The organism is Micromonospora sp. NPDC047620, assembly GCF_043205005.1.
Classification (GTDB): domain Bacteria; phylum Actinomycetota; class Actinomycetes; order Mycobacteriales; family Micromonosporaceae; genus Micromonospora.
The window spans coordinates 1-5,601 of sequence record NZ_JBIDDG010000072.1; the positions used below are offsets into that span (position 1 = coordinate 1).

1 protein-coding gene is annotated in these 5,601 nt (G+C 70.0%); it reads left to right on the forward strand.

The window, feature by feature from the left end:
* Positions 1 to 23: 23 nt before the first annotated feature.
* A partial coding sequence (locus tag ACGF5C_RS34145; protein ID WP_393308448.1) for an SDR family NAD(P)-dependent oxidoreductase occupies positions 24 to 5,601 on the forward strand: 5,578 nt, incomplete at its 3' end.

Below are 5,601 nucleotides of genomic sequence, written 5' to 3' on the forward strand. Positions count from 1 at the left end.
GGGTGTTGCCGAGGACGTTGCATGTGGACGAGCCGTCGCCGTTGGTGGATTGGGACGGCGGTGTGCGGTTGTTGTCCGAGCCGGTGCAGCTGGTTCGTGACGGGCGGCCGTGGCGTGCCGCTGTTTCCTCGTTCGGTATCAGCGGCACCAACGCCCATGTAATTGTCGAGGCCCCGCCGGAACCAACCGCCCCGCTGGCTTCGTCGGCCGGGTCGGAGTCGCCCGCCGCATCCGAGAACCTCCTGACTCCGGTACTGGTATCGGGTGGTACCAAGGCGGCCTTGCGGGAACAGGCCGGCCGGCTCGCGGACTGGTTGGAGCACGAGGGCCAGGACGTGCCGCTGCCCGACGTGGCCCGGACCTTGGCACTGTCGCGGGCGGCCCTGGATCACCGCGCCGTCGTCGTCGGCGACGACCGGAAGTCCGTCATCGCAGGTCTCCGCGAGGCCATGGGGGACAGCAAGGTCATCTCCGGGGCTGGCGGTGTCGTGTTGGTCTTTCCGGGCCAGGGCTGGCAGTGGGCCGGTATGGCCCGCGAACTGCTCGCCACGTCGCCGGTGTTCGCTGACCGCCTGGCCGAATGCGACAAGGCCCTGGCGGCACATGTCGACTGGTCCGTGGCAGACGTGCTGCTCGGCGACGATGACGACTGGCTGTCCCGGGTGGACGTCGTCCAGCCAGTGCTGTGGGCGGCAATGGTCTCGCTCGGCGCGGTCTGGTTGTCGTGGGGCCTGCCGGTCATGGGCGTCGTCGGCCACTCGCAGGGCGAGGTCGCCGCCGCCTGTGTGGCAGGCGGACTCTCCCTTGCCGACGGCGCCCGTGTTGTGGTGGTGCGGTCCCGGCTGGTCAGGGAGCTTGCCGGCACCGGTGGGATGGCGTCTGTCGGTCTCAGCCGTTCCGACATCGAACCGCAACTGCCCGAAGGCGTGGAGGTCGCGGTCGTCAACAGCGGTTCCTCCACGGTGATCGCCGGTCCGGTTCCGGCACTGGAAGCGCTCGTTGAATCCTGGACAGGGCAGGGTGTGCGCGCCCGGCTGATCCCGGTCGACTATGCCTCCCACTCCGCTGCCGTCGACGCCGTCGGCGATCGGATCATCAGTGAACTCGGCGGCCTCACCCCGCAGCCCTCGTCGATCCCGCTCGTCTCGACCGTGACCGGCGAGGTCCTCGACACCGCCGGCATGGACGCGACCTACTGGCTGCGCAACCTGCGACAGACCGTGCGTTTCGACACCGCCATGCAGACCCAGATCGACCGCGGCGCCCGCGTCTTCGTCGAGGTCAGCGCCCACCCCGTTCTCGAACTCGCCATAGCCGAGCTCGTCGAGGCAGCCGCCGTCCCCGGCGTCGTCGTGCCCTCCCAGCGCCGAGACCGTCCGCAATGGCAGCATCTGCTGTCGGCTGCCGGGCGGGTCTGGACCGCGGGCGTCACCGTCGAGTGGGCCACCATCCTCGGCGCGGGGCAGACGCGCACAGAACTCCCGACCTACGCCTTCCAGCACCGGCGGTTCTGGCTCACGCCCGCCACCACCGCGGGCGAGCACAACCTCGACCACCCCGTCCTGACCGGCATCACCCGCACAACCGAGGACGAGCCCACCGTCTTCACAGGTCGAGTCGACCGCCACACCCTGCCGTGGCTCGACGACCACGCCGTCAACGGCACCACCCTCATCCCCGGCACCGCTCTCGTGGAATGGCTGATCCGCACCGGCGACGAACTCGGCCACAACCGCATCGCCGAACTGACGATCCATACCCCGCTCACCCTCGAGGACCAGACCGGGAGGCACGTCCACGTCGTCTGCCACCCCACCCCGGCCGGTGACCACACCGCGCGGCTCTACAGCCGCTCCGGCCCCACCGATCCGTGGACCGAGCACGTCGAAGCGGTCCTCACCACGGGGGCCGACGGCGTACCGGCCGATGGGGAAAGCTGGCCGCCCGCCGGGCCGCAACCGTTGCCGGTCGACAGTTTCTACGCCGACCTCGCGGCGGTTGGTTACGAGTACGGGCCGACCTTCCAGGGGCTGCGCCAGGCGTGGCAGCGGGGCGACACCCTCTACGCCGAGATCACTCTGCCCACAGACGAACCGGACCGGCACAGTATCCACCCCGCGCTGCTTGACGCGGCCCTGCACCCGCTGCTGCTGGGCGGCGACCACACGACCACGTCGTTGCGCGTGCCGTTCGGCTGGGCCGGCGTCCAGCTCTACGCGACCGGGGCGGGGTCAGCTCGGGTCACCGTGACCCGTACCGGACCGGACACGGCAACGGTGCGCCTGGCCGACGACGACGGCCGGGCCATCGTCCACATCGACGAACTACGACTGCGCGCGCTACCCGCCGGCGCACTCGCCGGACCGGCGGCCGCGTCGCTCTCGGCCGTCACCTGGGTGCCGGCGGCCGCCACCACCGAGGACGAGGCCGGCAACGTCGTGCTCGGCGGCGACGGCTACGCCGACGTGCCCGCACTCGTCGAGGCGGTGCGGGCCGGGGCTCCGGTTCCCGCCACGGTCACCGTCACAGCCGACGTCGAAGACGCGGATCCGGCCGACGCCGTCACCGCGACGCTCACGGTGGTGCAGCAGTTCATCGCGGCGCCCGAGCTGAACGACGTACGCCTCCGGATCGTTACCAGCGGTGCGAGCGTCGCGCCCGGCGGGCACACCGACATGCGTGGCGTCACCGGCGCCGCCCTGTGGGGTCTCGTCCGGGTCGCCCAGTCGGAGTTTCCCGGCCGGATCAGCATCGTCGACGTACCCGCCGGTGGCACCGTTCCCACGCTCACCGACGAGCAGGCGATCGTGCGCGCCGAGGGTGTCCTGGTGCCCCGACTGACCACCGTGGCTCCGGCGGTGGCCGAGGCACCGTCCCTCGACAGCGGTTGGGTCCTCGTCACGGGCGGCACCGGCGGCATCGCCGCCCTGCTCTCCGAGCATCTCGTTCGTGCGCACGGGGCGCGGAAGTTGCTGCTGGTGAGCCGTTCCGGCCCGGACGCGCCGGGCGCGGGGGAGCTGACGCAGCGGCTGGAGTCGCTGGGCGCGACGGTACGGGTGGCCACCTGCGACGTGGCAGATCGGATACAGCTGCAGGGCGTGCTCGATGACGTCGACCAGCTCGTCGGCGTCATCCACGCCGCCGGGGTGCTGGACGACGGTGTGCTGGAAGGACTGTCTGCCGAGCGGGTCGCGAACGTCCTGCGGGGCAAGCTCGGTGGTGCCCTGCTGTTGCACGAGCTGACGGCCGGTCGGGACCTGGCGCTGTTCGTCATGTTCTCGTCGGTCGCGGGCGTGCTGGGCAATGCCGGCCAGGGCGCCTATGCGGCGGCGAACGCCGGCCTGGACGGGCTCGCCGTGCACCGACGCGAATCCGGTCTGCCCGGCACGTCTGTGGCATGGGGGTTGTGGGAGGCCGAGACCGGCATGACCCGCGGCCTGTCCCAGCGCGACCGCGGCCGCCTCGCCGGCCTCGCGATGCCGACCGGCGAGGCTCTCGCCCTGTTCGACGCCGCCCTCACGAGCACCGAACCCGTCCTCGTCGCCGCGCGTCTCGACCGCACCAGCCCCCATCTCCTGATCACCGGCCGCTCCGGGCGCCGCCCCGGCCGCCGAGCCATCACCACGGCCACCGCGAACGGACAGGTGAACGAGTTCGCCGGCCTGAACCCGGCGCAACGGCAGCGCCGGTTGCGTGACCTGGTGCGTGCCCACGTTGCCGGCGTCCTCGGCCACGGCAGCCCCGAGGCGGTCGACCTGGACCGGCCGTTCAAGGAGGTCGGCTTCGACTCGCTGACTGCTGTCGACCTGCGCAACCGGCTCGCCGCCGCGGTGGGGAAGACCCTGCCCGCCACCGTCGTCTTCGATCACCCGACGCCCACCGCACTCGCTCGACACCTCGACGAGGTCGTGGGCGGTGAACCCATGGCGGCTCCGGTGCTCGTCGCGCCACCCGCCCATGTCGGAGTGGCGAGGGACTCGCTCGCCATCGTGGGTATGGCCTGTCGTTTCCCGGGTGGGGTGGATTCGCCTGAGGATCTGTGGCGGGTCGTTGTCGAGGGCCACGATGTGGTCGGGGATTTTCCGGCGGACCGCGGTTGGACGGTTGACGGCTCCTTCGCCCGGGTGGGTGGCTTTCTCGACTCCGCCGCGCATTTCGACGCGGAGTTGTTCGGTATCTCGCCGCGTGAAGCCCTGGCGATGGATCCGCAGCAACGGGTACTCCTGGAGGTTTCCTGGGAAGCCCTGGAACGCGCCGGCATTGCGCCTGATTCTTTGCGTGGTTCCCTGACGGGTGTGTTCGTGGGCGTGATAGGCCAGGAATATGGTCCGCGGTTGGGTGAGGCCGGTGCCCAGGTGGAGGGTTATGGGTTGACCGGTGGTGCGGTGAGTGTGGCCTCGGGTCGTATCGCTTATGTGCTTGGCCTCGAAGGCCCGGCGATGTCGGTGGATACCGCCTGCTCCTCGTCCCTGGTGGCGCTTCATCTGGCGGGTCAGGCTTTGCGGGCGGGGGAGTGTGACCTGGCGTTGGTGGGTGGGGTGACGGTGATGGCGTCGCCGGGTTTGTTTGTGGAGTTTGATCGGCAGGGTGGTTTGGCGGGGGATGGCCGGTGTAAGGCGTTTTCGGCTGCCGCTGACGGGACGGGTTGGTCTGAGGGTGTTGGTGTTCTGGTGGTGCAGCGGTTGGCTGACGCGGTTCGTGATGGTCGGCGGGTGTTGGGTGTGGTGCGGGGTTCGGCGGTGAATCAGGATGGGGCGTCGAATGGTTTGACGGCTCCTAATGGTGTTTCGCAGCAGCGGGTGATTCGGCAGGCGTTGGCTGCCGCGGGTGTTGATGCGGCGGATGTTGACGTGGTGGAGGCGCACGGTACTGGTACCCGGTTGGGTGATCCGATCGAGGCGCAGGCGCTTGTGGCCACCTATGGGGCGGCCCGTAATGGTCGGGGTCCGGTGTGGCTTGGTTCGTTGAAGTCGAATGTGGGTCACACGCAGGCTGCCGCTGGGGTGGCTGGTGTGATGAAGATGGTGTTGGCGTTGCGGGCGGGGGTGTTGCCGAGGACGTTGCATGTGGACGAGCCGTCGCCGTTGGTGGATTGGGACGGCGGTGTGCGGTTGTTGTCCGAGCCGGTGCAGCTGGTTGCCGGTGAACGGCCGTGGCGTGCCGCTGTTTCCTCGTTCGGTATCAGCGGCACCAACGCCCACGTCATCGTCGAGGCCCCGCCGGAACCAACCGCCCCGCTGGCTTCGTCGGCCGGGTCGGAGTCGCCCGCCGCATCCGAGAACCTCCTGACTCCGGTACTGGTATCGGGTGGTACGAAGGCGGCCTTGCGGGAACAGGCCGGCCGGCTCGCGGACTGGCTGGAGCACGAGGGCCGGGACGTGCCGCTGCCTGATGTGGCCCGGACCTTGGCACTGTCGCGGGCGGCCCTGGATTACCGCGCGGTCGTGGTCGGCGACGACCGGGAGTCCGTCATCGCTGGTTTGCGCGGGGTCATGGGGGACACGGGGGTGTCTTCGGGTGGTGTGGGGGCTGTTTTTACTGGGCAGGGTGCTCAGTGGGTGGGTATGGGTCGGGAGTTGGCGCGGGAGTTTCCGGTTTTTG